A 23,999-nucleotide genomic window follows, 5' to 3' on the forward strand; every position below is an offset into this window, starting at 1 on the left:
CAGAGGTGGTGCTTGACTAGTTCGGAGCGCTGCTCCTTGATGAGCACCGCGCGGGTGCGGAAGTCGGGGTCGTCGCTGTCCAGGGCTTTGGCGATGACGGCCTTGACGGACTCGGCCTCGATGCGGGCCTGGGCGGGGTCGTAGACGCCGCAGGGCAGGTCGCAGTGGGCCGAGACCTCGATGGTGGGAGCGAACAGACGCATGTTTGGTTTCCTTCGGTGGTGTGGTGGAGAGACCGTCGAGGTCGACGGTCAGGAAGCCTTCTCGGGCAGGATGCGATCGAGGGTGCTGACGGACGGGCCGAGCGACCAGTAGTTCCGGTCGTGGTGCAGGAGCGGGTCGCCGGACTCGCCGGACTCGCCGGATTCGCCGAGGCCGACCGCGTCGACCTCGAGCAGCACCAGCCACGCTTCGCCGGCGGGGATGACGCGGGCCACGCGTCCGTAGAAGCTCGCCGCGGCGTCGTCCAGGACCGGCGGCTCCCCGTGCGGGAGCGCCCAGTCCTGTGCGACCGTGAATCGTGGCGCGGTCCGGTCGGCGAAGGCCGCAGCCACGTGGGCCTGGGACTCGGTCAGGACGTGCACCGCGAGCCGGTCGCTCCCGGTGAGCGCCGGCCCGGACCGGCCGGACCGGGAGACCGAGAACGACAGCATCGGCGGGTTCGCGCTGACCGAGGCCACGCTCGACACCGTCGCCCCGACGGGACCCGTCTCGGTCGAAGCGGCGACGATGGCCACGCCGGTGGGATATCGACGGAAGCCGGCCTTGAACTGGTCGGTGAGTGTGTCGCTCACACCCCCTCCTCTCTCTGTTGGCAGTGACGCTAAAACATCAAGTCCAGTTGAGGTCCAGTCATCCACGCTGTGATCGCCGACTCACCTGCTTGTCCGCAACTGGGATCATGTGGAGTGGCGGGAGTGCTTGCTTGTTAGACTAGTTAAGCACTTGTTATACAACTCGGGTTGGTGTGTCGCCGTACGCCGATTCCGGCTCTGTCGCCGATGCCGTCGACGGAACCCGTGGCCCGCTTCGACTTCGAAGCTTTGACCTCGGTCGCCTAACCTTCCCAAGAGAACCGCTCTGCCTCACGATCTAAGGAGTCCCTTCGTGGACGTCTCCCCTCTCATCTGGTGGTTGACCATCGGCATCGCCAGTGCCGTGCTGCTCTTCGATGTGCTCGTCATCGGCCGACGCCCGCACGAGCCCTCGCGTCGGGAGCTGATCGTCGCGCTGAGCGTCTACATCGGCCTGGCGATCCTGTTCGGCATCGGTGTCTTCGTGTTCTCCGGCCCGAAGTACGGCACGGAGTTCTTCGCGGGCTGGCTGACGGAATACTCGCTGTCGGTCGACAACCTGTTCATCTTCATCATCATCATGTCGAAGTTCGCGGTGCCGAGGCAGTTCCAGCAGAAGGCGCTGCTGATCGGCATCATCTTGGCGCTGGTCTTCCGCGGCATCTTCATCGCCGTGGGTGCGGCCGCGATCGAGAACTTCAGCTGGGTCTTCTACCTGTTCGGCGCGTTCCTGATCTACACCGCGGTCAAGCTGGCCATGGAGGGCGGCGAGGACGAGGACGAGTACGAGGAGCCCGCCGTGGTGAAGTTCCTCGAGCGCCACATCCCGCTCACCTCGAGCTGGGACAGCGCCAAGATGTTCATTCGTGAGAACGGCAAGCGGATCGCGACCCCGATGTTCGTGGTGATCTGTGCCCTCGGCACCACCGACCTGCTGTTCGCGCTCGACTCGATCCCGGCGATCTACGGTCTGACCAACGAGGCCTACCTGGTCCTGACCGCCAACATCTTCGCGCTGATGGGTCTGCGCCAGCTCTACTTCCTCATCGGTGGTCTGCTGGAGCGGCTGGTCTACCTCTCCTACGGTCTGGCGATCCTGCTCGGGTTCATCGGTCTCAAGCTCGTCTTCCACGCGCTCCATGAGAACGAGCTGCCTTTCATCAACGGTGGCCACCACGTCGAGTGGGCCCCGGAGGTCTCCATCGAGGTCTCCCTCAGCGTGATCGTCGGCATCCTGGCCATCACCACCATCCTGAGCCTCCTGAAGTCGCGCAGCATGACCGAGAAGGAGCGCGACGACGCCACCGGTCCGCGCAGCATGTGACGCTTCGTCGACAGTCCCGCTGAGCCGGGACGGCCCGCAGGCCCGCTCCGATCGGAGCGGGCCTGCGGCCGTTTTCTCAGAGGTCGGGCTGCGGGGGCAGCGGCCGCGAGCACACTTCTGCCGCATCCTGCTTGCTCATCCCGAAGGCTCGCAGGATGCGTACGGTCATCTGGTCGGACAGCGCCCCGGCGTCGGCATCCGGCTCGGTCTCGAGCAGTTGAAGCAAGCCGAGCAGTGCGCCGCCGGCGGTCATGAGGGCAAGCTGCAGGTTCTCGATGTCGAACCTGCCCGCGGCAACGCCTGACTCGATGTCCCTCAGGGCTCGGGGGGCGAGTCCGCGGTCGTGGATGAGCACGCGCATCCCCTCGTTGAGGATCACGCGCACGAACTCGGGTATCTGGCGTTGGAGGCGGCCGGTCATGCGGAAGCTGACCGCGAAGACCTCGGCGGGGTCGTCGTACGCCGCGACGAGACCGTCGAGCACGGTGCCGTACGTCTCGAGGACTCGAGCGACGGTGGCTTCGAAGAGTGCTTCCTTGCTGTCGAAATGGTTGTAGAAGCTGCCGAAGCCGACGTCGGCTGCGTCGGTGATCTGCTGGATGCTCACATTCGGCTGGCCATTGGCGAGGAAGGTCGTCGCGGCCTGGAGCAGCGCGTTTCGCGTGCGTTCCTTGCGCCGATCGATCCGCGACGGTGGCGACGTCGGTTCCGAGGTCATGGCCGGAGCATATCTGATGATGTCATCAGAAACTCTTGACAGATGGAACCATCGCTAGTGATGATTTCATCAGTTGACTGCCGAAGGGGCACTGATGACCACCCTGAACGACCTCACGCGCACCGAGCGCACCGTCCGTGTCGGACGCCGCGACGTCTTCCTGACCGAGGCTGGATCGGGCCACCCCGTGGTGCTCCTCCACGGTGGCGGCGCCGGTGCGACGGGCGCATCGAACTTCGCGCGGAACATCGACGCCTTGGCGCGGCACTTCCGCGTGATCGTTCCGGACATGCCCGGCTACGGACGCTCGACGAAGGACATCGATCACGAGGACCCCTTCGGTGACCTCGCCGCAGCAGTCCGGGGTCTTCTCGACGAGATCGACGTCGACAGAGCCCATCTGATCGGGAACTCCTACGGTGGCGCGGCGGCTCTCCGCTTGGCGTTGGATCGTCCCGACAAGGTCGGTCGGCTGATCCTGATGGGCCCCGGCGGCATCGGCACCACGCGAGGCCTTCCGACCAGAGGCCTCAACGCGTTGCTCGACTATTACGGAGGCGAGGGACCGACTCGAGAGAAGCTCTCGACGTTCATCCGTGACTACCTTGTGTTCGACGGCGCTGCCGTACCCGACGAGCTGATCGAGTTGCGCTACCAGGCCAGCATCCAGCCGGAAGTGGTCGCCAACCCGCCGCTGCGCCGACCGTCCGGCCCGTCCGCGCTGCGGACGCTGTGGCGCATGGACCTGACCCGTGACCGTCGCCTGGCCCAGGTGCAGGCGAAGACGCTCGTGATCTGGGGGCGCGATGACAAGGTCAACCGTCCATCTGGTGCGCGGCTCCTCGCCGGGGCCCTGCCGAGCTGCGACGTCTACCTGGCCGCCAACACCGGCCACTGGGTCCAGTGGGAGCAGGCCGAGCTGTTCAACGAGCTGGCGAGGGCGTTCCTGTCGTGAGTGTCTTCGGCAAGGTGCAGCTCGGCTACCTGGTGGTCGAGTCGCAGCGCTTCCGAGAGTGGCGGAGCTTCGGGTCCGATGCGATCGGACTGCACGTCGACGAGCTCAGCGCCGACACGATGAGATTCCGTCTCGACGAGCGCGAGTGCCGCTTCCTGATTCAGCGTGGTCCCGCCGAGGACCTCATGGCCGTCGGCTGGCACATCACCGACCACGAGACGTTCGACAGCATCGTCGGCCGTGTGACGGACCGGGGTGTGCCGGTCACTGAGGGCGCCCCGGAGGAAGCCGCGCTGCGAGGCGTCGAGCGACTGTGGCGCTTCCCGGGGCCCAAGGGGATCGTCCAGGAGATCTTCACCGTCGCCCACGACTCTCCGGATCCGCTGAGCATGACGACCTCGGCATTCGTCACCGGCGACAGCGGCATGGGTCATGTCGCGATCACCTCCCGCGAGCCGCTCGGGATCCACCGCTACTACGAGACGGTCTTCGACTCGCGGCTGACCGACTACATCGACGAGAACATCGGTGGGTTGACGCTCAGGATCCGGTTCCTTCGGGTCAACGAGCGTCACCACTCGATCGCGGTCGCCAACGTCCAGGGCCTGAAGATCGAGCCGGTTCGTACGCGTTGCCAGCACGTCAACATCCAGGCCGCGACGCTCGACGACATGGTGGGCGCGTACCGCCGCGTCCTCGACCTCGGCTTCAAGATGGCCTGGTCCATCGGACAGCACACCAACGACAAGGAGCTGTCCTTCTACTGCGTGAGCCCGTCGGGCTTCGAGGTGGAGGTCGGTTGGAACCCGATCGTCATCACGCCTGAGCTCGAGGCGGCTTGGCAGGTCGCCACTCATCAGGGCATCAGCATCTGGGGCCACCAGACGGTCGACCCCGGCATCGTCGACAAGCTCGGCCAGCTCCGCCAGGCAGCGAGCCATCTGCTTCGTCCCGAGATCACCGTCCCTCCCCTGAGCGGAGTACATGCATGAACACCTACGACATCGCCGTCGTCGGCCTTGGCCCGACCGGCCTGACGCTCGCCCATCTGCTCGGCCGGCGCGGCCTGTCCGTGCTGGTTCTGGAGCGCGAACCGGAGTTCTACGGCAACGCCCGGGCCGTCTACACCGACGACGAGGCGCTGCGTGTCTTCCAGACCGCGGGGGTGGCTGACGAGATCCATAAGGACATGAACGTCGACTCTGCCGTGCAGTGGGTGAAGTCCGACGGCACGACCCTGGTCCAGTTCCGCGAGACACAGCGACCCCTGTGGTGGCCGGTCGTCAACTTCCTCTACCAGCCCTATCTGGAGACCAAGCTCGAGGCGCTGCTGGACCGCTACCCCCACGTAGAGGTACGCCGTGGGCGCGAGGTTCTCGGCTTCACTCAGGACGACGCCGGTGTCACCGTCCGGCATGCCACTGCCACGGGGAGTCAGTACGGCAAGCGTGAGAACGTCGTCGACGAAACCACTGCTGAGACAGCGCGGGTGGCGTACCTGATCGCCGCTGATGGTGGACGCAGTGTGGTGCGGACCCAGCTCGGCATCGAGATGTCCGGCAAGAGCTTTCCCGAACGCTGGCTCGTCGTCGATCTCGAGGCCAAGGACGCAGCCGGGGGCGCGAACAGCGACGCCTTCCGTCACCTGCCCTACTTCGACTTCGTCTGCAGTCCAGACATGCCGACGGTCAGCTGTCCGCAGCCGGGTGGTCACCACAGGTTCGAGTTCGCGCTCGATGATGCCGACGACAAGGCGTACTTCGAGTCCGACGAGACGGTTCGCAGGCTCATCAGCAAGTACGTCGAGCTGGACCGGGTCGAGGTGAAACGCCAGCTCGTCTACACGTTCAACGCCGTCACCGCCGACCGCTGGCGTGAGGGCAGGGTGCTCCTCGCGGGCGACGCCGCGCACATGACCCCTCAGTTCATCGGTCAGGGGATGAACGCCGGCGTACGAGACGCCGACAACCTCTCCTGGAAGCTCGAGGCGGTCGTGCGGCACGGCGCGGACCCGGCGATCCTCGACACGTACGAGACGGAGCGAAAGCCGCACGCCATGGCGATGATCGCGCTCTCGGTCTTCAACAAGTCGCTGGTCTCGATCAAGCACCCGGTCGGGGCGAAGGCCCGCGACGCCGCGATGTGGACGGCGCTGCGGATCCCTGGGCTCGGCGGCTGGATCGAGCGGGCCGGCATGAAGCCGAGACCCCGTTTCGCTCGAGGTGGCTACCTCGGGATGCCTCGGGGTGTCCTGGGTGCCGAGGGAACGCTCGCGCCGCAACCAGTCGTACGCCGCTATGACGGCCGTCCGATCCGCTTCGACGATGCGGTGGGGATCGACTGGGCCGTCATCGGCATCGGGGTCGATCCACGCGAGACGCTCGGCGACGACATGGCTACGTGGGAGCAGGTGGGAGCGTCTTTCACGACAGTGTTCGCCCCGGGCGCACGTCCGCAGGGATCGGTGGGCGACGGCCGACGCCGGGTCGGACTGGTCGACCTCGAGGACACCACTGGGGAGCTGGGACGCTGGCTCGGTCGCCATCGGATCCGATCCGGTGACGTGTTGGTCCTGCGCCCGGACAAGGTCGTGTTCGGCGCGGGCAGCGACTCATCCGTCCTGACCGCGGGCTTGCGGCAGTGTCTCGGGCTGTCCGATCCGGGTTTCGTCGCCCAACCTGCCGAGGCGATCTGATGCGCCGGCAGCCTGGTCGAATCGACGTGCACCACCACGCGGTCCCCGCGTTCTACCGCCGTCTTCTGGAGGAGCGTGGGCTACGGCCCGGCGGAGTGGCCGTACCGGATTGGACACCGGAGAAGTCACTGCGGGTCATGGACCGCAACGACATCGCGACGAGCATCCTGTCCGTCTCCACGCCCGGCGCCTGGCTCGGAGACGAACGACAGGCCCGTCATCTGGCTCGCCGGCTCAACGAGTTCTGCGCTGCCGTCATCGATGACAACCAGTCGCGTTTCGGCTTCTTCGCCACCCTCACCCTGCCTGACGTCGAGGGAGCGATCGCGGAGGCCGAGCACTCCCTCGACGCCCTCGGTGCCGATGGCATCGTGCTGCTCAGCAGCGCTGCGGGCCGCTACGTCTACGACCCCGCCTTCGAGCCGCTGCTCGCATATCTGCACGATCGGCAGGCCGTGGTCTTCCTGCATCCCGGCGAGCTCCCGGCGGAGCCGGCGCCGGGCATTCCATCGTTCACCGCCGACTTCCTGCTCGAGACGGTGCGGGCAGCGACCGGGCTGGCCCTCAGCGGCGCCATGGAGAAGTACGACGGCATCAGATGGATCCTGGCCCACGCGGGCGGCTTCCTGCCGTATGTCAGCCATCGGATCCTGCTGACGATGATTCGCGGCGAGCACAGGCTGTCCCAGGCGAAGGCCATGGTCGACCGCAAGCGCGAGACGAAGCGTCGCCTCGACCTACTGCGGCGGTTCTACTTCGACGTCGCGCTCTCCTCGACCCCAACGGCCCTGGCGAGCCTGACGGCGTTCGCCGACCCGACCCGGCTGCTCTACGGCAGCGACTTCCCGTTCGCCCCATCGCCCGCGGTGCGCTTCATGCGCCAGGAGTACGAGGACACTGCCCTCGACGCCGACCTCAGAGCCGCCATCGACCGACGAAACGCCCAGACCCTGTTCGCCCGGCTGGGAGAGGAGCCGCGATGACCACCCACAGCGACCTGCACGCCGAGTCCGGCCGACTCGTCGGTGAGCACCCTGGACGGGCACGGAATCCCGTCATCAAGGTCACGGACCTCGCCTGGCTCGAGTTCACCAAGCCGGACCTCCAGCGCGCCCAGATCTTCGCCCATGCCTTCGGGTTCAGCACTGTGGGCAGGACGGACGCGGAACTGGTGCTGCGCGGCGCCGACCCTGGCACGCCGGCCGTGATCGTGAGGAAGGGACCGCGTTCGAAGTACCTCGGTGCGGCATTCAAGGCCGCGGATGCCGCGGACCTCATTCGCCTTGCCGATGCCACGGGTGCAGTCGTACGCCCGCTGCCCGCGCACCTCGGCGGAATGACGACCGACCTGGTCGACCCGAGCGGGGCGCAGGTCAGGGTGGTCTCCGGGACGCACGAGCTCCCGGCGTTGGCACCGCAGACCCCGCTGGCGATGAACGCCGGAGTGGCGACGCCGCGTACGAACTCTGCTCAGCGCCCGCCTCGGGAGCCGGCACGGGTGCAGCGACTCGGACACGTCGTCCTGCAGACGACGAGGTATCTCGAGACCCTCGACTGGTACCTCCAGCATCTTGGCATGATCGTCAGCGACTTCAAGTTCTACGCCGGCCAGCGAGCGCGCGGCCCTGTGATGAGCTTCATCCGCTGCGACCGCGGCGCTGTTCCGGCGGACCATCACACGCTCGCGATGACCCTCGGTCCCCGGAACCGCTACGTGCACTCGGCGTACCAGGTCAGCGATCTCGACGCGCTCGCTGCCGGCGGGGAGTACCTCCTGGACAGGGGGTACGACCGCTCGTGGGGCATCGGACGACACGTCGAGGGCAGCCAGATCTTCGACTACTGGCGTGATCCCGACGGCTTCCTCGTCGAGCACTTCACCGACGGCGACCTGTTCGACGACACACTGGAGACAGGCTGGTCGGAGATGACCGCGTCCGGGCTCGCCCAGTGGGGGCCGCCCGCCTCGCTCGACTTCATGGGTGTCTCGCCTCGACGCCTGGACTCCTTTCGTGAGCTGACCTCCATCGGGATCGCCCTGGGCAGCCGCAACGAGTTCGACCTGCACCGGCTTCGCGGCCTTCTTGCCGTCGCTCGCACCTGATCTCTTCCGACACGCTCTCTGCCGACAAGGAACCTGCACATGCCTCTGTCAGTCCTCCGCACCGCCGACGCCTGGTGGGTGAGCACCCCACGAGGAGCCGCCCGGATCGACACCGATGCAGCGACAACGGGTGAGCTGTTGTCGTCCCGGAGCGCGATCACCGCCGCTGCCTCGGCCACCGACACCGTCCCGGTCGAATCCCTCGACCTACTCTCTCCGGTCACCGCGCCCTGCAGGGTCGTCGCTCAGATGACCAACTTCCGGTCGCACGTGAAGGACTCGGGCATGAACCCGGCCACCGTCCCATTGACGTTCTTCCGAAAGTCCTCGGCCTCGGTCAGCGGTCCCGTCGCGGACATCGTCCGTCCCGCCCATGTCGCCCTGCTCGACTACGAGGTGGAGGTCGGGCTCGTCATCGGACGCCCGATCAGCGCCGGCACCGAGATCGCGCCGGAGAACTACCGTTCGTACATCGCCGGTCTCGTTGTCACCAACGACATCTCCGCCCGGGACATCCAGCTTCCGCAGACCCAGTTCTATGAGGCGAAGTCCTACCCGACCTTCACCCCGGTCGGTCCCGCGCTGGTGCTGCTGGACCCAGACGAGGTCGATTGCTTCGACGACCTCCGGCTTCGCCTCTGGGTCAACGGGGAGCTACGCCAGGACAGATGCGTCGGCGACGACATGATCTACAAGCCGCTCGAGGCGCTGCAGTCGCTGGCTCGCTTCCAAGATCTCGCCCCCGGCGACCTCATCCTCACCGGCACACCCGTCGGGACTGCCCTCTCCGCACCGCCGAAGGTGATCGAGATCCTCGGGTCGCTGCTTCCGCCCGCCACCAAATGGCGCCTGTTCTTCCGCAGACAGGCGGGCAATCCTCGCTATCTTCGAGATGGCGATCTCGTCGAGGCGGCGGTGTCCACGGAGGATGGCAGGGTGGATCTGGGGCGGCAACGAAACCGGGTGCGGTTCGCCGCCGGAACGAGGACGTGACCTCCGGTCTCCTCGGCGCTGGAGGATATTCGTGGCTGGCACGACGCCGTCGGCCCTAGGGTGAGCGCATGACCGTGGCAGCTGCTCCCGGACCTCGCTGGCTCGGGGATGCCGGCCAGGTCGCGTTGGCCGGGGCGCTCGCGCTGGTGCTGCTGCCGGTCGGGTGGACCTCGGTGGTCGACGGCGAGGTCAGTACGGCGTGGGAGATCGCGCTCCTGGTCGCGCTGGTGTCACTTCACGCCGCGGTGGCCACCGCCCGGCGCTGGCCGCTGCCGTCGTACGCCGTCGGGGCGCTGGCCGAGCTGGTGCTGGTCGCCGCTCCGGATCTGGACGGGCCGACGGCCGAGGCAGCGGGGAGCGCCTATGGGCCGGTGCTGCTGCCGAGCAGCCTGTGCTTCTTCGTGCTGCTCTACGCGGTGAGTGCGCGGGACCGGCGACCGTGGCCGGGGATCGTGCTCGGCATCGGGCTGGTGGGATGCCTGCTGACCGTCGTACGTCTCTCGGGGTTCGACGGCACCGGCCTGTCGGGGTGGACGTGGTGGCTGATGGTGGCCACTGCGACGGTGGCGGCGACGGTGGCGGCGTGGGCGCTCGGCCGGTTCCGGGCGACCCGGGCCGCCTGGATCGACCAGCTCGCCGACCGCGCCGCCGCCGAGGAGCGCCAGCGCATCGCGCGCGAGATGCACGACGTCGTGGCGCACTCGCTGGCGGTCGTGGTCAGCCATGCCGAGGCCGGCCGGATGGTCGTCGGGCAGCAGCCGGAGCGGGCCTCGGGGATCCTCGACACCATCGCGACCACGGGCCGGGAGGCCCTCATGGAGATGCGCGGGCTGCTCGGCGTACTCGGTGGCGAGTCCTCGACCGAGCCGCAACCGGGGCTGGCCGACATCGACGACCTCGTCGAGCGGATGCGTGCGGCCGGGCTGACGGTCCGGCTCGAGGCGGACGAGCCCGGTCAGGTCGCGCCTGCCGTGGGGCTGACCGCCTACCGCGTCGTGCAGGAGGCGCTCACCAACGTCACCCGGCACGCAGGTCCAGGAGCCGTCGCGACGGTGTCGGTGACGCGTACCGCACGCCAGCTCACGATCGAGGTCAGCGACGACGGCGTGGGGATCCAGCGGCCGCCCGGCCGCGGCTTGCGCGGGATGCGCGAACGGGTGGCGGCGGTGGGCGGGACCCTCGAGGCCGGGCCGAGCGGACAGGGCTGGCGCGTGCGCGCCATGATGCCGCTGTGAGCGAGCCCGAGATCCCAGAGACCCCGATCCGTGTCGCGATCGTCGACGACCAGGAGCTGATGCGCTCGGCGCTCCGGATGATGGTGGAGAGCCAGCCCGACCTCGAGCTCGCCGGGGAGGCGGCCGACGGTCACGAGGCGCTCGCCCTCGTGCGTACGAAGAGGGTCGACGTCATCTTGATGGACCTGCGGATGCCCCGCCTCGACGGGATCCAGGCGACGGCCGCGATCACCAAAGAGCAGCCGGCCACGCGGGTGGTCGCGCTGACGACGTTCGACCTCGACGACTACGCGTTCCCGGCGATCCGGGCCGGCGCCAGCGGCTTCCTCCTCAAGGACGCCCGGGCTGAGGAGATCGTGGCCGCGATCCGCACCGTCCACGCAGGTCACGCGGTGGTTGCGCCGTCGACGACGCGACGTCTGCTGGAGCACGTGGCGACCGCGCCGGCCCCCGACAGCAGCCGGGTCGCCGACATCCGGGCAACCCTGACGCCCCGCGAGCTCGACATGCTCCTCGAGCTCGCCACCGGCGACAGCAACGCCGAGATCGCCCGCCGCGTCCACCTCTCCGAGGCGACCGTGAAGACGCACGTCGGCCATGTGCTCGCCAAGCTCGGCCTGCGCGACCGCGTGCAGGCGGTCGTGCTGGCGTACGAGACGGGGCTGGTCGGTCCCCGGAGCTGAGTCTCATCCTGGGGGATGAGAGGCCCGCGACCTGAGGGCGACGAACGGCCGCCGCGCGCGGACCAGTGTGGAGACATGACCACACACGCACCCATCAAGACGAGCCCGATACCGTCGGGCGCCTACTCCTGCCAGTCCTGGCGCATCCACGAGATCACCCACGACTTCGAGCTCGAGGACGTCTGGGCCCTCCCGGTCCAGGGCGGTCCTTACGACTTCCGCGCCTTCGTCGAGGCCATGATGAGCAGTGACGATCGCGACTTCCCGGCGGCGTACCGCGTCCTCTTCGCTGTCCGCTGGGCGCTCGGCAGGATGCTCGGCGCCGACGAGGACGAGCACGGCCTCGGCCGGCGGGTCGCCTCGCTGCGCGACCGGCTGCCGGATGACCTCCGGGACCACCCGGCGCCCGAGCGCGACGACAGCCCGTTCCAGCCGCTCTATCTGACGGATCGGGAGTACGCCGCCGAGATCGCCAACCGCACGATGCACGGTGTCCTGCACCTCGGCTGGGTCGAGGACGAGAGCGCGCCGGACGGCTACAGCGCGCAGCTGAGCGTGCTGGTGCGGCCCAACGGGCGGTTCGGAGAGGCCTACATGGCTCTCATCAAGCCGTTCCGCTACGCCATCGTCTATCCGGCCCTGCTGCGTACGGTCGGACAGCGCTGGGAGACCGCTCAGGGGGTGGCCCGATGACGATCACGATGGAACGTACGCAGCACCGCTCCGTCGTGCTGCGCGCGGCGCCCTGGGTGGCCGGCGCCTGGACCCTCGTCTTCGGCGCCCTGGCCGGGCTCGCCCTGCTGGGCAGGGCACCGGACCCGTGGGTCCCCGATGCGGCTTCGCCGCTCGGCGCTCTGAGTGGCACCCAGATGTCCGGGGTGATCGCGGTGCTTGCGCTCCTCGCCCTGATTGCCGGGGGCGCGGTCGCGAACGTGCGGACGCCGCGTACGACGAGAGCGACAGGGTGGCTCCTGATCGTTCTCGGGCTCGTCGTCGCCGTGGTCGTCTCCGACGTCCGCGCGCTGATGTTCCTCGGCTATCTGCCTCAGGTCCTGCTTGCGATGGCCGGGCTCGGACCGGGCGCCGGACAGCTCGAATGGCGTCTTTTCGTCGACTCGGGTGTCGCCCTGGCGCATGCTGCCGGCGGGCTGGCCATGGTCGTCGCCGGTGTCACCCTGCTCGGAAAGGCCGAGCCTGGCAGGCGCCTGGACTGGGGCCGCTGGGCACGCTGGGGGCGTCCTGCGGTGGCGGTCGCTGTCGTCGTACCTCTTCTCTACGCCGTCACCCGGATCGCCTGGGCGCTGAACATCCCGCTCGGGATCAGCCGCGAGATGCTGGACGACCTCGGTGCGGGGAAGTGGGCCGGCTTCGGGCTCGCGGCCTTCGCCGTTGTCGGGGCGGTCCTGACCTGGGGGTTGGTGGCGCGCTGGGGCGAGGTGTTCTGGCGCTGGGTGCCCCGCATCGGCGGGCGTCCGGTACCGGTCGCGATGGCCCTCGTGCCGGGGATCCTGGTCGCCGGCACGGTGATGTCCGCCGGGATCTCCTTCTGGCGGATGGCGATCGCGGACGACCTCTGGACTGTCCCCGGAGCCACTTCGGACTGGGGCGCATGGGCGCCGGAGATGCTCTGGCCGATCTGGGGCGTCGCGCTCGCCGTCGCGTGCCTCGCCTACCTGGGGCGGCGCACCGCGGCGCGCGGATGACGTACGGATCCCGCTTGACCTGGAAACCAGGTCAAGCGGGATCGGCGCGTTCGGTCGGTCAGGGCTGGGGTGCGCGGACCGGTTGCGCGGGTCGTTCGACCGCGGCCTGGATCCGGCGCCCGGCGATGTCCGAGACCCAGCCGAGCCCGGCCCCGACCACCAGCGCGATGAGCGTGCCGCCGAGGTCGAACGAGGTGCCGAAGATGACCGCGGTCCCCGCAAAGGCGCCGGGAATGAAGGACAGCAGATCCACGGCCGCCTGCACGCACAGGATGAACGCGACGACCGTGACCACCAGGGCCACCGCGCCCGTGAAGGTGGCGTACGTCAGGACCAGGCTCGCGCCGTATCCCCACAGCGCGCCGGCCAGGTTCGCCGCGAGACCTTTCTGGAAGCCTTCACGTCCACCTCCTGCGGCGAAGTAGCAGGCCCAGGCGATGAACCCGACCCAGGTGATGAGCGTGAGCTCGATGCTCACCTGGGTCCAGATGCCCGCGAGCAGGCCGACCGAGATGCCGATTCCGAGGAGCTTCTTCATGTCGTCACCTCCTCAGGGAACCAGGATCGCGCGGCCGCGGACCCGGCCGGCGTCGAGATCGGAGATGGCGGTCTGGAAGTCATCGAGGGCGTACTTCTGGGTGTGCAGGGTGACGGCCCCGCGGGCGGCGAGCGCCATCAGGTCGCACAGGTCGTTGTAGGACCCGACCAGGTTGCCGATGAAGTTGATCTCGGCCGAGATGATGTCGATGGTCGGCACATCGATGTTCTCGCCGTAGCCGACGACGTGGTAGTCGCCAGCCTGGCGGAGCATCCGGACTCCTTCGGCTGTCGCACCGCCCTCGCCGACGAAGTCGACCAGGACCTCGGCGCCGTGGCCGCCGGTGAGCTCGAGCACCTGATCGACCTGCGTGCCCTCGGCGACGACGCCGTGGTCGGCACCGATGTCGAGGGCGAGCTTCACGGCGTCCGGGTTGCGGTCGACGACGATCAGCTCGGCCGGGCTGAGGGCCTTGAGGACCTGGATGCCGATGTGCCCGAGCCCGCCGGCGCCGATGACCACGCACTTGTCGCGCGGGGTCAGCCGCCGGGCGGCCTTCGCGGCTGCGTGGTAGGCGGTCAGGCCGGCGTCGGCCAGGGCGGCCACGTCGGCCGGCTCCAGGGAGTCGTCGATCTTCACCACCGAGCGCGCGGAGGTCTTCAGGTACTCCGCGTAGCCGCCGTTGGTGTCGATGCCGGGGAACTGGTTGAGCTCGCAGTGCACGTCGTCGCCCGAGCGGCAGGCGCGGCAGAGCCCGCAGGTGATCAGCGGGTGCAGGATCACCTTGTCGCCCTCGGCGACGTTGGTGACCGCGTCACCGACCGCGTGCACCCACCCGGCGTTCTCGTGGCCGATCGTGTAGGGCAGCGTGACGCCGGACTTCTCCTCCCACTGCCCCTCCAGGATGTGCAGATCGGTGCGGCACACCCCGGCGCCGCCGATCTTCACGACGACGTCGAACGGGCCGGTCGGCTCGGGGGCCGGGACCTCGGCCATCGCCAGCGGCTGGTGGTAGCCGACCACCTGGACGGCTCGCATGGTGCTCATGATGTTGCTCCTTCTCGGTGCAGGTCGGTCAGAGGTACGAAGGCGGGCGAGGTGACCTCGTCGCCGTAGCGCGTCGCCAGCAGGCCGCGGCAGAAGTGCGCGTTGCCGTCGATCGAGATCCGGGTCGAACGCGCCCTCCGCAGGGCCAGCGGGATGTCGCCGGGCCGCTCGTTGTCGTGGTCGACCAGGACGTACGCCTCCGGCAGGTCGGGCAGCCCGAGGACCGCCCGGCGACGCCGGAGCGAGGCGGTGAAGTCGTCGTCGGGCAGGTCCCCGAGACGGACCTCGCCCACGGCGTCCTCGGCCAGCTCCGGCTGCCCCCTCAACAGCCGGGTCAGGCAACGCTCGAGCGCCGCCGTGTGAGCCTTGCGGTGGAACGTGGTCCGCAGCTCGTCCAGGGACGACTCGGCCTCGCGGCGGAACGTGCCGAGATAGCCGGCATCGGCCGCCAGCCCGGCGTTGATCAGGTCGGAGTCGTGGTGGTCGTCGAGCTCGACGACCACGAGGTCGGTCCACGGCAGCGCGGTCAGCGCGTCCTTGGCGTCGCTCGCCATCAGGTAGGCGAAGTTGGGCGAGCAGAACGACGTCGGCAGCCGCAGGTGGACCTCGACCCTGACCGGCTCGGATGGGGAGCCGGTAGGGGAGACAGTCAGCGACCGGACGAAGCCGAGGTCGGTGATGGGCTCGTCGAGCTCGGGGTCGACGACGGCGTGGAGCGCGGCGTACGCCTCCGCGGCGCGGGTGCTCTCCTGGGTCAGCAGCGACATGTCACACCGCCGCGAGGTCGGCCCGCTCGGGCTCACGGGGACCCGTCGCTGTCTCGTCCGCCTCGGGCAGCCGCAGCTCGGCGGGCACCTCGATGTCGTACATCTTCGCGGCGTTGAGGCCCAGGATCTTCTTCTTCTGCGCGACGGTGAGCGCGGCGTACTCGGTCATGTCCTCCGGGATCTGGAAGTCGACGAACCGCTCGATCAGCCACTTCGGCGTCCAGATCGCATAATCGGAGGAGAACTGGATCCGGTCCTCGCCGATCCAGTAGACGAGCTCGCCGAGGATCTGCGCGAAGTAGCGCGGCCGGGTGTGGATGAACGGCATCGCCACCGCCAGCCCGCCGTGCACGTTGGGCTCCTGGGTGGCGATCCAGCAGAAGTCCTCGAGCCGCGGCAGGCCGACGTGCTCGACGATGAAGTTGAGATCGGTGAAGTCGCTGGCGACATGGTCGATGTCGGCGACGTCGAACGCGTCGCGGTCCAACGGCCGGATCGTCGGGCCCTTGTGGATGTGGATGTTGGTGATCCCGAGCTCGCGGCAGGCCTCGAAGTAGCGGTACGCCCACGGGTCGGTCAGCTTCCAGCCGCGCGACTCCCCGTGCCACTCGGCGGTGTAGAGCTTGACGCCCTTGAGCCCGAGCCGCTCGGCGTCGGCGTGGAGCTGTTCGAGTCCGGCCTCGCCGTTGCGGGGGTCGAAGTGGTGGTTGTACGTCAGCTTGTCGGGGTGCTTCGCCGCCAGCTGTGAGGCTTCCTCGGTCTGCCCGAACCCGTTCGTGTAGAACTCGCCCAGGTGGGCCGGCTGGAAGATCGCGTGGTCGACGTAGCCGACCTCGAAGAGGTCGTGCATCAGCCGCTCGCCGCCCTGGTAGAGGTAGTCCTCGTAGGACCAGTGCTCCGACTCGGGGGAGAGGTTGCGGTGGTAGTCGTAGAAGCAGTCGATGAACTGCTTGCCGTGGATGTTGCGCTGGTTCTCCGGGCGGGCGTCCCAGAGCGCGACGTGGGCGTCGACGATGAAGTAGGACTCGTTGTTCTTGGTGTACATCGGTTCCTCCGGTCTGTGGCTTTCGTCACAGGACGCTAGGGCGGCTGCGACCCGCAGATCAGGGGTGCGGCGTCTCAATGTGAGACCTCGACCGTCTCAATCTGAGACGCTGTCCGGCTGCCCCCATCGGCTCGCGGATGTAACGTCGATCACATGACAGGGCGCCATCCGATCGCGCAGCGCACCACGGCCGTCGACGCCTCGGCGCTGGCGCCCCGCGTACGCGCGTCCTGGCAGCGCAGCCAGGAGTACGGCGTCTCCGTCGAGGAGGTCGCCCCGGTCTTCTCCGGCGCCTACGACCAGGAGTCGCTCTTCTTCCAGTGCGGTCAGGAGGTCCTCGACGACCTCCATCGGACGCTCGTCGGCGAGCCGGTCAGCCTGATGCTCACCGATCCCGTCGGACTGGTGCTCAACCGGCTCAGCGGCGACCAGCAGCTGCTCCGGGACCTCGACGCCGTCCACCTGGCGCCCGGGTTCAGCTACGCCGAGCGCGCGGCGGGCACCAACGGGCTCGGCCTCGCGCTGGCCGATCGGACGCCGACGGTGGTCCGGGCCGAGGAGCACTACTCGCTCTCGCTGTGCAGCTACACCTGCGCCGCCGCGCCGGTGATCGACCCGATCAGCGGACGCCTGGAGGGCAGCGTCAACCTGACCACCTGGTCGGAGTCGTCCCACGTCCTGCTGCTCGCCCTGGCGCAGTCGGCGGCCAGCAACACCGCGTCGCTCATGCTCGCGCGCGCCCACGGCCGCTCTCCACGACCGGCTCCGCGCGGCGAAGTGTTCCGGGTCGAGGCGCCCCGGCTGGAACCGGGCGCCGGCAGTCTCCGCGATCTCTCCTCCGCCTGGTGCGAGGCGCTGGGCAGCGTCCGCGACGCGCTCCGGGTCGGCCGGCGGGTCGCCGTGGTCGGGGAGCCGGGGGTGGGGCGTACGACTCTGGTCGCCCAGGCGTTCCGCGACCTGCGGCCCCGCGACCGGATCCTGGCGGCCTCCGCCCCGGAGCCGGCCGATGCCGAGGCCTGGCTGTCGCTGTGGACGCCGGAGCTCGCCAAGCAGGACACCGCGGTGGTCGTACGCGACGTGAACATGCTTCCCGCCTGGGTGGCCGAGCGGCTACACGCCCTCCTCGTCGAGGCGGCACCCGGGGCGGTCGCGGGCGTGCCGTTCGCGATGACTGCCGAGACCTTCGACGGCATCCCGGCGGCGCTGGCCGACCTCGTCGACACGGTGGTCGAGGTGCCGCCGCTGCGGGAGCGGCCCGAGGACGTACTTCCGCTGGCGCATCAGGTGGGGCTGCGGGTGCGGGGCCGGGAGATCGCGCTGACCGCGGCCGCGGAGCGGGCGCTGCACGACCACGGCTGGCCGGGCAATGTCGCCGAGTTGGTCCATGTCGTCCAGCGGGCCGTGAGCGCCGGTGACCTGATCGACCTGCGTCACCTTCCTGCCGACGTACTCTCCGACACCAGGCGGCCGTTGTCCCGCATCGACGCCTTCGAACGTGGTGAGATCGTCCGGGTCCTGACCCGTCCGGGGATCACCATGCAGGAGGCGGCCGCGGAGCTCGGGATGTCGCGCGCCACGGTCTACCGAAAAGTGCAGCAGTACGGGATCCGGCTCCGGCCGGGCTAGCCCGCGGGGGAGTCGAACTCTTGGCCAAGTCCAGGAAAACTCTCGGCTGAGGCCGGGGCGTCACGGGTGCTCACCAGGGACTATGGACCCATGCGTATCCGTCCCCCACGCGCCGGTCGCCAGCATTTGAATCATCTGACCGGACAGGGCGGCCCCGCTCTGAGCGGTCAGAATCTTGCCGACCGGCTTGTCCAGCAGAACCCGTTCTCCCCTGAAGAGGCCTCGAGCATCGTCGCGCAGGTCGCACGCATCCTCGCCTCTGGCCATGCCGTCGGGCAGGTGCACGGAGACATCAGACCGGCCACCATCGGGTACGCCCCAGACGGCCGGATCGCTCTAGTCGGTGCGCCCGCGCCTCGCGGTGGGGAGGGCCTGCCGTACATGTCCCCCGAGCAGATCGACCGCCGGCGGATCGGACCGGCCAGCGACATCTACTCGCTCGGCGCTGTCTTCTTCGAGCTGCTCGCCGGCCGTCCGCCGTACGCCGGGCTGGAGCCCGAACGGGTCGGCACACTGGTCACCGTGCCCGGCCATCTCGATGGCATCACGACCGCCATGCTCAGCCAGGACCCGGCCCAGCGTCCCCTGGCCGAGGAGGTGGCGACGGTGCTCGAGAGCGGCGTCGCCGCGCCGCCGAAGCGGATCGTACGTCCGCCCAGCATCAGGGGCCCGCGACTCTCGCCCACGCTGCTGGGTGTCCTGATGGTCCTGGTCCTGCCGGGCCTGGTCTTCGGTGGCTGGGGCACGCTCCGGGCCGGCGACACGATGTCGAACGTCGGCAGCGCCCAGCCGCTGGCCGACATCCTGCCGACCAGCTTCCAGCTCGCCTTCGACCTCTCGATCGAGCGCGACGCGCTGCGGACCGACGCGGCACTGACCGAGGACTTCCTCCAGATCACCGACCGGTCCATCGACGCCTGGACCGCCGAGGTCGAGAAGCTGGACACCGCCGGCGATCCGGGTCTGCGGCGGCGTACGGAGAGGTCGGCGGCCGCTCTCGAGCGGCTCTCGGACATCCGCGCGGCCGCCCGGGCCGGGAACAGGGCCGGCAAGCTGGTGGCCGTCGAGCTGTACACCAACGCGGTCAACGGGCTCTTCGACCTCGCCGCCGAGCTGCCCTCGTTCCGCAATGACGAGCTGGCGAAGCAGGCCCGGAACCTGGAGCTGATCGGATCCGTCTCGGAGGTGCTCGGTTTCGAGCGGCGGATCATGGCGAACGCCTTGCGGAACGAGCGGATCAGCGCCCAGGGCATCGCCGATCTCAGCGCGGCCCAGGACTCCTGGGAGACCCACTCGGAGACGATCTATGTGCGCGCCGATCCGGCGACGCGGCAGCGGCTCGACAGGATCTCGGGCCGGTCGTTCGAGTTCGGGTCCTACGCGGTCACCTCCCAGCGTGCCGTCATCCGGGTGCTCAACGCCCGTGACGTCGAGGACGTCGTCAGGCAGCTGGAGGACAGCGCCGACGGCAGGTCCGTGGACCAGCTCTGGCTGGCTGATGCGGCCAGCTACGTCCAGGACCTCAAGGAGGTGGTCGTCGATGCCGCGAGCCGGCTCGCCGACGACATCCAGCGCGAGCACACGGACGCCCAGAACCAGACGATCGCCTGGGGCGTCTTCTCCGGCATCGCGCTGGTGGTGCTGGCCGGTCTCGGGGTCGCGCTGCTCCGAGCGCGAGGGCGCTCAGTTGATGCGTAAACCGGCGACAATAGCAAAGATCGGCGGACTTCATCGGTGCGTACACGAGACGCACGGGGTGTGAGTCCGACAACATATGCGCATGCGAACGCGCCCCCCGATCGCAGGCCGATACCGCCTGCACCGACTGCTTGGCCGCGGCGGGATGGGCGAGGTCTGGCAGGCGGCCGACATCAGGCTCGAACGCTGGGTCGCCGTGAAGGTCGTGGAGACCTCTGCCGACCCCAAGGTCACCGAGCGCTTCCGGCGTGAGGCGCTCTCGACAACGGCGGCCAGCCACCCTGGCACCGTGCAGGTGCACGACGTCGGCGTCGAGCAGACGACCGAGTACGGCAGCATCGTCTACCTCGTCATGGAGCTGCTTCCCGGCCCGACGCTGGCCGACCGGCTCGAGAAGCAGGGGCGGTTCACCGTCGAGGAGGCGAGCGAGGCGATGGTCCAGGTCGCGCGTACGCTCACCGCGGTCCACTCCTCCGGGATCATCCACCGCGACATCAAGCCGTCCAACCTCGTCTACGACGGCGACGGCCGGATCCGGGTGCTCGACTTCGGCATCGCCCAACTGGCGAATCATCAGGCCGAGCGGCTCACGTCGACCCGCCACGTGATGGGGAGCCTGCCGTACATCTCGCCCGAGCAGGCCGCCGACAACGTCGTTGGGCCGCCCAGTGACATCTATGCGCTCGGCTGCGTGTACTTCGAGCTGCTCACCGGACGCGCCCCGTACGCCGGCTCCGAGCCGGTCTCGATGATCTACCAGCACGTGACCGCGCCGGTCCCGCACGTCAACGACGTGGTCACCGTGCCGTCCCATGTCGACGAGTTCGTGGCGTCGATGATGGACAAGGACCCCTCCCGGCGGCCCACCGCGGGCGAGGTCGTCGCCTTCGCGCGCCGGCCCGAGGTCGTGCCCCCGATCCCGGCCGGCAGCCGCGAGCTGTCCATCGGGCCCAAGCCGCTGGCGCTCTCGTCCTCCTCGTCCCCCTCGTCCCCGTCGGCAGCCTCGGTCTCATCGGTGACTGCGGTCGCCGGCGTGGTCGAGTCGGCGCAGCGTACGCCTCGGTCCCACGCGGCCCAGAAGCCTCGGTTCCTTCGCAGCCGGGTGCTGGGCGTGCTGCTGGTTCCGGTGGTGATCGCCCTGGTCCTGGGCGCGCTGACCTTCGCCGACGCGCTCGATGAGCGCGCCGTCTCCAGTCGCGCGATGATGATCGCCGGAGCGCTCCCGGAGAGCTACGAGCTCGGGATGGACCTCATCTTCGAGCGTGACGCGCTGGGCTCCGACCAGGTCCCGGACGCGGTTCGGCAGGCCTATCGCCAGGTGACCGACGACTCGATCGACGCGTGGCACGACGACATCACCAAGGTCGACCTCGCCGACAACCCGAGCCTGCGGGAACGGGTCGAGCGCACCTACACGGTCCTCAAGAGCATCGACGCCTATCGCAAGGACCTCGAGGACGGCGACAAGGCCAGCACGGAGGCAGCGGTCGCCGCCTACACCGACACCGCCTACGAGCTGCTCGACTTCGCGACCGAGATGCCCAACATCCCCAACGAGAAGATCTACAAGCAGGTCACCAACCTCAAGTACGTCAGGTCGGCGTCCGAGTCGCTGGGGATCGAGCGCACGGTGATGGTGCCCGCGCTCATGACCGGGAAGATCGACGAGGAGTCGATGGAGGCGATGAGCGAGGCGCGTACGTCCTGGCAGCTCACCTCGCGCTCCTTCTACGGCGACGCCCCGAAGGCCACCCAGAAGGCGCTGGACAAGATCTCGGACGGCACCTTCGCCGACGGGTCTCGTGGCCTGGTGTCGCAGAACGCCGTCGTCCAGGTCATCAACGACGGCTCCCTCACGAGCGCGGTCCGGAACCTGGAGTCCCAGGCCCCGGGGCGGCCGGCCGCACAGGTCTGGGCCGAGGACATGACCCGCTTCATCCAGCTCCTCAAGGACACCATCGTCGCGATGACGCTGATCGTCTCCGACGATGTCAGCGAGGAGCACCGCGGCATCCAGACGAAGGTCGTCCTGAGCGGGGTGCTCGCCGTCGCCGCCTTCCTCGCCGCACTCGCGCTGCTGGCCGGGATCTTCCTCGTGCGCCCGCTCCGCGGGCGCCGTCGGTCGGTCGAGAGCTGAGCGGCGAGCCGTCGGTCAGACGAGGGTGCTGAGGTTCGAGACCAGGACTTCCCAGCGGCTGTCGACGTCGAAGCCCATCTGGCTCAGCAGCGCCCAGCCGAAGCCGACGATCGCGTACAAGCTGATCGGGGTCATCACGACCCACTCCCGGATGGAGCCGGCATCGCCAAGGATCGGGAGGGCGAAGTGGCCGCCACGGGTCCACATGTTGTCGAACGGCAGCCACTTGTTGCGCCGGACCCACCTCGGCGGTTTCGGCGCGATCGGCCAGAACAGCGGGATCCCCATCGTGGTCACGAAGTCGCCGATCAGGTGCACGACACAGCCGAGGGCAACGGAGAACGGCATCCACCACCACTCCTCGGGCGCGAAGATGGCGATCACCGCCGCCAGAGCCACCGCCGGGATCCATGGCCAGTGGACGCCCTTGCGGGTGAGCTTCAGCGCGTCCATGGCGAAGGCGACCAGCAGGACGCACATGATGCCCGGGCCGATCAGGACGCTGCCGAAACGCTCGGTCTCGAGCGAGAGCTTGCCCGCGCCCCAGGCGAGTCCGGTGAAGGCGAGTACGCCGAGGATCGAATGGGTGCCGTTGCGGTGGCCGCCGGCGACCTGTCCGACGATCTTGGTCAAGCCTTCGGAGACCGGTGGCAGCGAGTGGGCGATCGTGCCGTTGTGGTGGTCCGCGTCCGGAAGCAGCGCGGCGCCGGCGCACACCAGAGTGCCGGTCATCACGCCTATGTCCGAGACGCCCGGATACCACCCGAACGCGATCGGTGCCGACGATGTCACTGCGATCCACGCGGCAGCCCCAGAGGCCGCGTGATGCCCGCCCATCATGTGAAGTTGTGTCCCTCTCCAGTGTTCCCCCGCTGAATGACCGCGGACGAACGTACCGGTCCTCAGGCCGCTTCGCGCGCGCCGGGGTGGTGTGTCTGGCGACGAGATTCGAATCACTGTTCGAGAGATGATCCGAGGCGTGAAAGGGATGCGGTCGCGGCGGCAACCTGAATAGGATGCGCGGTCATGACGACTCCCGGCACCCACGGCAGTGCCCGCCGTGCGCCGTGGACGTTCGAGACCAGCCGGTGCGCCGCGACGGTGACGCCCGAGGCGATCGAGTTCCGGTTCATGGTCACCGCGCCCGACGGCTCGCTCAGCGAGATGCTGCTCTCGGTGGGTCGCCACGACATGCCGACGCTGCTCGAGGAGATCGCGTTCGAGATGCCCGAGGCGCTGGAATGGATGTCGGCCGCGATCATGACGGTCGCGCGCGACCGGCGCCTGGCCGAGGAGGCGTCGTCGGTTCCGCACCAGCGCGGGGCATAACCTCGGGCCGACCAAGGTTGTCCCCCTGCACCGCAACCCGATCGAGGAGAGACCTGTGACCACCACGTACGACTTCGAAGTGACCGCCGCTGATGGCAGCACCGTCTCGCTCAGCGACTACAAGGGCAAGCTGCTGCTGATCGTCAACGTAGCCAGCAAGTGCGGTCTGACGCCGCAGTACGAGGGCCTCGAGGCGCTCTATCGCGCCACCAGCGACTCCGGCGTCGAGGTCATCGGGTTCCCGTGCAACCAGTTCATGGGTCAGGAGCCCGGCACCGACGACGAGATCCAGGAGTTCTGCAAGACGACCTACGACGTGACGTTCCCGGTCCTCTCCAAGGTCGATGTCAACGGAGAGAACTCCGCTCCGCTCTACGAGTTCCTGCGTGCCGAGGCGCCGGGCGACATCCAGTGGAACTTCACCAAGTTCCTCATCGGTCGCGAGGGCGAGGTCGTCAAGCGCTACGAGCCGCAGGTGACGCCCGAAGAGATCCAGGCGGACCTCGCCCAGTATCTCTGAGGCGACGCCGGCCGGCGCTCGATCCCGCTGCGGGATCGGGCGCCGTTTGTGTTGGATAGTTGGTCAGAAGATAGTTCGGTATCGGATG

The 23,999-nt window shown here is 68.7% G+C and carries 24 protein-coding genes; 16 read left to right on the top strand and 8 right to left on the bottom strand.

Annotation, left to right across the window (positions count from 1 at the left end; all coding sequences use genetic code 11):
• Positions 1-203: superoxide dismutase [Ni] (locus AB0F44_RS17250; RefSeq protein WP_357357419.1), on the bottom strand; the 203-nt coding region annotated here is incomplete at its 3' end.
• A 48-nt stretch (positions 204-251) separates the two neighbouring features.
• Positions 252-794, bottom strand: coding sequence for a flavin reductase family protein (locus tag AB0F44_RS17255; RefSeq protein WP_357357420.1), 543 nt, complete (start codon positions 792-794; stop codon positions 252-254).
• A gap of 313 nt (positions 795-1,107) precedes the next feature.
• On the opposite strand from AB0F44_RS17255, the gene AB0F44_RS17260 reads away from it, so the two are divergent.
• A complete protein-coding gene (locus AB0F44_RS17260) occupies positions 1,108-2,118 on the top strand; it encodes a TerC family protein (protein ID WP_350663525.1) in 1,011 nt (336 codons plus the stop codon).
• 76 nt (positions 2,119-2,194) lie between these two features.
• On the opposite strand, the gene AB0F44_RS17265 is transcribed toward AB0F44_RS17260, so the two are convergent.
• Positions 2,195-2,836: a TetR/AcrR family transcriptional regulator gene (locus AB0F44_RS17265; protein ID WP_357357422.1), complete on the bottom strand. Its 642-nt coding sequence runs from the start codon at positions 2,834-2,836 to the stop codon at positions 2,195-2,197.
• 94 nt (positions 2,837-2,930) lie between these two features.
• Here AB0F44_RS17265 and AB0F44_RS17270 point away from each other — a divergent pair, with 94 nt between their 5' ends.
• The 10 genes from AB0F44_RS17270 to AB0F44_RS17315 all read left to right on the top strand — a co-directional run bounded on the left by AB0F44_RS17270 (position 2,931) and on the right by AB0F44_RS17315 (position 13,204).
• The gene (locus AB0F44_RS17270) at positions 2,931-3,791 is read left to right on the top strand and encodes an alpha/beta fold hydrolase (protein ID WP_357357424.1); all 861 of its coding nucleotides are present in this window, start codon (positions 2,931-2,933) and stop codon (positions 3,789-3,791) included.
• Complete coding sequence (locus tag AB0F44_RS17275) at positions 3,788-4,783, top strand: VOC family protein (RefSeq protein ID WP_357357426.1); 996 nt, start codon at positions 3,788-3,790, stop codon at positions 4,781-4,783. The genes AB0F44_RS17270 and AB0F44_RS17275 overlap by 4 nt, the downstream gene beginning before the upstream one ends.
• Entirely contained in the window at positions 4,780-6,486 is a 1,707-nt protein-coding gene (locus tag AB0F44_RS17280) for a bifunctional 3-(3-hydroxy-phenyl)propionate/3-hydroxycinnamic acid hydroxylase (protein WP_357357428.1), read from the top strand. The genes AB0F44_RS17275 and AB0F44_RS17280 overlap by 4 nt, the downstream gene beginning before the upstream one ends.
• Positions 6,486-7,469 carry an amidohydrolase family protein gene (locus AB0F44_RS17285; RefSeq protein ID WP_357357430.1) on the top strand — a complete coding sequence of 328 codons (984 nt, stop codon included), beginning with the start codon at positions 6,486-6,488 and terminating at the stop codon, positions 7,467-7,469. Before AB0F44_RS17280 ends, AB0F44_RS17285 begins: the two co-directional genes overlap by 1 nt.
• The gene (locus AB0F44_RS17290) at positions 7,466-8,590 is read left to right on the top strand and encodes a VOC family protein (RefSeq protein WP_357357432.1); all 1,125 of its coding nucleotides are present in this window, start codon (positions 7,466-7,468) and stop codon (positions 8,588-8,590) included. Before AB0F44_RS17285 ends, AB0F44_RS17290 begins: the two co-directional genes overlap by 4 nt.
• Positions 8,591-8,629: 39 nt before the next feature.
• Positions 8,630-9,583, top strand: coding sequence for a fumarylacetoacetate hydrolase family protein (locus AB0F44_RS17295; protein ID WP_357357433.1), 954 nt, complete (start codon positions 8,630-8,632; stop codon positions 9,581-9,583).
• Between the two features lie 68 nt (positions 9,584-9,651).
• A complete protein-coding gene (locus AB0F44_RS17300) occupies positions 9,652-10,818 on the top strand; it encodes a histidine kinase (protein WP_357357435.1) in 1,167 nt (388 codons plus the stop codon).
• An 11-nt stretch (positions 10,819-10,829) separates the two neighbouring features.
• Entirely contained in the window at positions 10,830-11,501 is a 672-nt protein-coding gene (locus AB0F44_RS17305; RefSeq protein WP_357357626.1) for a response regulator transcription factor, read from the top strand.
• Positions 11,502-11,576: 75 nt separating this feature from the next.
• Complete coding sequence (locus AB0F44_RS17310; RefSeq protein WP_357357437.1) at positions 11,577-12,194, top strand: DUF2867 domain-containing protein; 618 nt, start codon at positions 11,577-11,579, stop codon at positions 12,192-12,194.
• Positions 12,191-13,204, top strand: a complete 1,014-nt coding sequence (locus AB0F44_RS17315; protein ID WP_357357439.1) for a hypothetical protein — start codon at positions 12,191-12,193, stop codon at positions 13,202-13,204. The genes AB0F44_RS17310 and AB0F44_RS17315 overlap by 4 nt, the downstream gene beginning before the upstream one ends.
• Positions 13,205-13,262: 58 nt before the next feature.
• Here the strand turns inward: AB0F44_RS17315 and AB0F44_RS17320 are convergent, their stop codons facing one another.
• The 4 genes from AB0F44_RS17320 to AB0F44_RS17335 are packed head-to-tail and all read right to left on the bottom strand — an operon-like array spanning position 13,263 to position 16,601.
• Positions 13,263-13,742 (bottom strand): DUF1097 domain-containing protein, encoded by a 480-nt coding sequence (locus tag AB0F44_RS17320; RefSeq protein ID WP_357357441.1) that lies wholly within the window; start codon positions 13,740-13,742, stop codon positions 13,263-13,265.
• A 12-nt stretch (positions 13,743-13,754) separates the two neighbouring features.
• A complete protein-coding gene (locus tag AB0F44_RS17325; protein ID WP_357357442.1) occupies positions 13,755-14,789 on the bottom strand; it encodes an NAD(P)-dependent alcohol dehydrogenase in 1,035 nt (344 codons plus the stop codon).
• Complete coding sequence (locus tag AB0F44_RS17330) at positions 14,786-15,556, bottom strand: iron-sulfur cluster assembly protein (protein WP_357357444.1); 771 nt, start codon at positions 15,554-15,556, stop codon at positions 14,786-14,788. Before AB0F44_RS17330 ends, AB0F44_RS17325 begins: the two co-directional genes overlap by 4 nt.
• Position 15,557: 1 nt before the next feature.
• Complete coding sequence (locus tag AB0F44_RS17335; RefSeq protein WP_357357446.1) at positions 15,558-16,601, bottom strand: amidohydrolase family protein; 1,044 nt, start codon at positions 16,599-16,601, stop codon at positions 15,558-15,560.
• Positions 16,602-16,754: 153 nt separating this feature from the next.
• Between AB0F44_RS17335 and AB0F44_RS17340 the strand changes: the two genes are divergently transcribed.
• The 3 genes from AB0F44_RS17340 (at position 16,755) to AB0F44_RS17350 (ending at position 22,062) form a co-directional block, all read left to right on the top strand.
• Positions 16,755-18,227 carry a helix-turn-helix domain-containing protein gene (locus AB0F44_RS17340; RefSeq protein WP_357357448.1) on the top strand — a complete coding sequence of 491 codons (1,473 nt, stop codon included), beginning with the start codon at positions 16,755-16,757 and terminating at the stop codon, positions 18,225-18,227.
• A 90-nt stretch (positions 18,228-18,317) separates the two neighbouring features.
• Complete coding sequence (locus AB0F44_RS17345) at positions 18,318-19,925, top strand: nitrate- and nitrite sensing domain-containing protein (protein WP_357357450.1); 1,608 nt, start codon at positions 18,318-18,320, stop codon at positions 19,923-19,925.
• Positions 19,926-20,007: 82 nt separating this feature from the next.
• Positions 20,008-22,062 (top strand): protein kinase, encoded by a 2,055-nt coding sequence (locus AB0F44_RS17350; RefSeq protein WP_357357452.1) that lies wholly within the window; start codon positions 20,008-20,010, stop codon positions 22,060-22,062.
• A 15-nt stretch (positions 22,063-22,077) separates the two neighbouring features.
• Here AB0F44_RS17350 and AB0F44_RS17355 read toward each other — a convergent pair whose 3' ends face one another.
• Positions 22,078-22,902 (bottom strand): metal-dependent hydrolase, encoded by an 825-nt coding sequence (locus AB0F44_RS17355; protein WP_357357454.1) that lies wholly within the window; start codon positions 22,900-22,902, stop codon positions 22,078-22,080.
• Positions 22,903-23,088: 186 nt separating this feature from the next.
• On the opposite strand from AB0F44_RS17355, the gene AB0F44_RS17360 reads away from it, so the two are divergent.
• Positions 23,089-23,391, top strand: a complete 303-nt coding sequence (locus AB0F44_RS17360; protein ID WP_355021735.1) for a hypothetical protein — start codon at positions 23,089-23,091, stop codon at positions 23,389-23,391.
• A gap of 55 nt (positions 23,392-23,446) precedes the next feature.
• On the top strand, positions 23,447-23,911 hold the full coding sequence (locus AB0F44_RS17365; protein ID WP_357357456.1) for a glutathione peroxidase: 465 nt from the start codon (positions 23,447-23,449) through the stop codon (positions 23,909-23,911).
• The last annotated feature ends 88 nt before the right edge of the window (positions 23,912-23,999 follow it).

This window comes from Nocardioides sp. NPDC023903 (genome assembly GCF_040639295.1).
Taxonomy (GTDB): Bacteria; Actinomycetota; Actinomycetes; order Propionibacteriales; family Nocardioidaceae; genus Nocardioides.